The sequence below is a fragment of the Lichenihabitans sp. Uapishka_5 genome, assembly GCF_033947565.1.
In the GTDB taxonomy this organism is placed as follows: Bacteria; Pseudomonadota; Alphaproteobacteria; order Rhizobiales; family Beijerinckiaceae; genus Lichenihabitans.
This window is the reverse complement of record NZ_JARPVX010000164.1, coordinates 1-2,654: the sequence shown is the minus strand read 5'-3', so window position 1 is coordinate 2,654 and position 2,654 is coordinate 1. Positions and strand designations below refer to the sequence as shown.

The 2,654-nt window shown below is 69.0% G+C and carries 2 pseudogenes; one reads left to right on the top strand and one right to left on the bottom strand.

Annotated elements, in window-relative coordinates:
* Window positions 1-364: 364 nt before the first annotated feature.
* Window positions 365-1,210, top strand: a pseudogene (locus tag P7D22_RS22735) (fumarate hydratase); the annotation flags it as partial.
* A 111-nt stretch (window positions 1,211-1,321) separates the two neighbouring features.
* On the opposite strand, the pseudogene P7D22_RS22730 reads toward P7D22_RS22735, so the two are convergent.
* Window positions 1,322-2,242, bottom strand: a pseudogene (locus tag P7D22_RS22730) (fumarate hydratase); the annotation flags it as partial.
* Window positions 2,243-2,654: the final 412 nt, after the last annotated feature.

The following is a 2,654-nucleotide window of genomic DNA, read 5'->3' as shown; positions in this document are numbered from 1 at the left end:
TATCCTCGATCGCCGCCACCTTCCCATGATCCACTCCGAAACAACGCCCCACCCTCATTCCGGACGCAGCGCAGCGGAGATCCGGAACCGGGGCGCCACGGCGATGCGGGCCGGAGCACACCGGTTCCGGGTTCGCCTGCGGCGCCCCGGAATGAGGCGCATCCCCTCGTCTGCAGAACACCCCCGATGACCGACCTTCCCCGCCTCTTCGTCAAAGCCGACATCGTATCCTCGATCGCCGCCACCTTCCCATGATCCACTCCGAAACAACGCCCCACCCTTATTCCGGACGCAGCGCAGCGAAGATCCGGAACCGGGGCGCTACCGCGATGCGGGCCGAAGCACACCGGTTCCGGGTTCGCCTATGGCGCCCCGGAATGACGCGCATTTCATCCGTTCGGGACCAAAGCCCATGAACCCTCCCATCCTCGAGGACGACATCGTCTCCTCGATCGCCGACGCCCTGCAATATGTCGCGGTCTATCACCCGCCCTCCTTCGTGCAGGCCCTCAGCGAGGCCTACACCGCCGAGGCGAGCCCAGCGGCGCGCGACGCCATCGGCCAGATCCTCCTCAACTCGCGCATGGCGGCCTTCGGCAAGCGCCCGATCTGCCAGGACACCGGCACCGTCAACGTCTTCATCAAGCTCGGCATGGCGGCGCGGATCGCATCCACCCGCACCTGGCAGCAGCTCGTCGATGCCGCCGTGCACCTGGCCTACACCAACCCCGACAACCCGCTGCGCGCCTCCATGGTGCGCGACCCGCTGCATGACCGCGCCAACACCGGCGACAACACCCCCGCCGTGGTGCACCTGGAGAGCGTGCCCGGCGCCGCCGTGAGCATCACGGTGGCGGCCAAGGGCGGCGGCTCGGAAAACAAGGCGAAGTTCGTCAACCTCCCCCCGGCCGGCGATGTGGCCGATTGGGTGGTGCAGACCGTGGAAACGCTCGGGGCCGGCTGGTGCCCGCCGGGGCTGCTCGGCATCGGGGTCGGGGGCTCGGCCGAAAAGGCGATGATCATGGCCAAGCAGGCGCTGCTCGAGCCGATCGACATGGCGACGCTGCTCCGGCGCGGCCCCGCCTCGAAGCTCGAAGAGCTGCGCATCGCCATCTACGACCGGGTCAACGCGCTCGGCATCGGGGCCCAGGGGCTCGGCGGCCTCACCACGGTGGTGGACGTCAAGGTGCGGAGTTTTCCGTGCCACGCGGCGTCGAAGCCTGTCGGCCTCATCCCGCAATGCGCGGCAGACCGGCACGTCACGATCACGCTCGACGGTTCCGGCCCCGCCACCCTCAGGCCGCCCGATCTCGGCCTGTGGCCCGAGCTCGGGCCACAGGCCGAGATCGGGCGGCCTGAGGGTGGCGGGGCCGGAACCGTCGAGCGTGATCGTGACGTGCCGGTCTGCCGCGCATTGCGGGATGAGGCCGACAGGCTTCGACGCCGCGTGGCACGGAAAACTCCGCACCTTGACGTCCACCACCGTGGTGAGGCCGCCGAGCCCCTGGGCCCCGATGCCGAGCGCGTTGACCCGGTCGTAGATGGCGATGCGCAGCTCTTCGAGCTTCGAGGCGGGGCCGCGCCGGAGCAGCGTCGCCATGTCGATCGGCTCGAGCAGCGCCTGCTTGGCCATGATCATCGCCTTTTCGGCCGAGCCCCCGACCCCGATGCCGAGCAGCCCCGGCGGGCACCAGCCGGCCCCGAGCGTTTCCACGGTCTGCACCACCCAATCGGCCACATCGCCGGCCGGGGGGAGGTTGACGAACTTCGCCTTGTTTTCCGAGCCGCCGCCCTTGGCCGCCACCGTGATGCTCACGGCGGCGCCGGGCACGCTCTCCAGGTGCACCACGGCGGGGGTGTTGTCGCCGGTGTTGGCGCGGTCATGCAGCGGGTCGCGCACCATGGAGGCGCGCAGCGGGTTGTCGGGGTTGGTGTAGGCCAGGTGCACGGCGGCATCGACGAGCTGCTGCCAGGTGCGGGTGGATGCGATCCGCGCCGCCATGCCGAGCTTGATGAAGACGTTGACGGTGCCGGTGTCCTGGCAGATCGGGCGCTTGCCGAAGGCCGCCATGCGCGAGTTGAGGAGGATCTGGCCGATGGCGTCGCGCGCCGCTGGGCTCGCCTCGGCGGTGTAGGCCTCGCTGAGGGCCTGCACGAAGGAGGGCGGGTGATAGACCGCGACATATTGCAGGGCGTCGGCGATCGAGGAGACGATGTCGTCCTCGAGGATGGGAGGGTTCATGGGCTTTGGTCCCGAACGGATGAAATGCGCGTCATTCCGGGGCGCCATAGGCGAACCCGGAACCGGTGTGCTTCGGCCCGCATCGCGGTAGCGCCCCGGTTCCGGATCTTCGCTGCGCTGCGTCCGGAATAAGGGTGGGGCGTTGTTTCGGAGTGGATCATGGGAAGGTGGCGGCGATCGAGGATACGATGTCGGCTTTGACGAAGAGGCGGGGAAGGTCGGTCATCGGGGGTGTTCTGCAGACGAGGGGATGCGCCTCATTCCGGGGCGCCGCAGGCGAACCCGGAACCGGTGTGCTCCGGCCCGCATCGCCGTGGCGCCCCGGTTCCGGATCTCCGCTGCGCTGCGTCCGGAATGAGGGTGGGGCGTTGTTTCGGAGTGGATCATGGGAAGGTGGCGGCGATCGAGGATA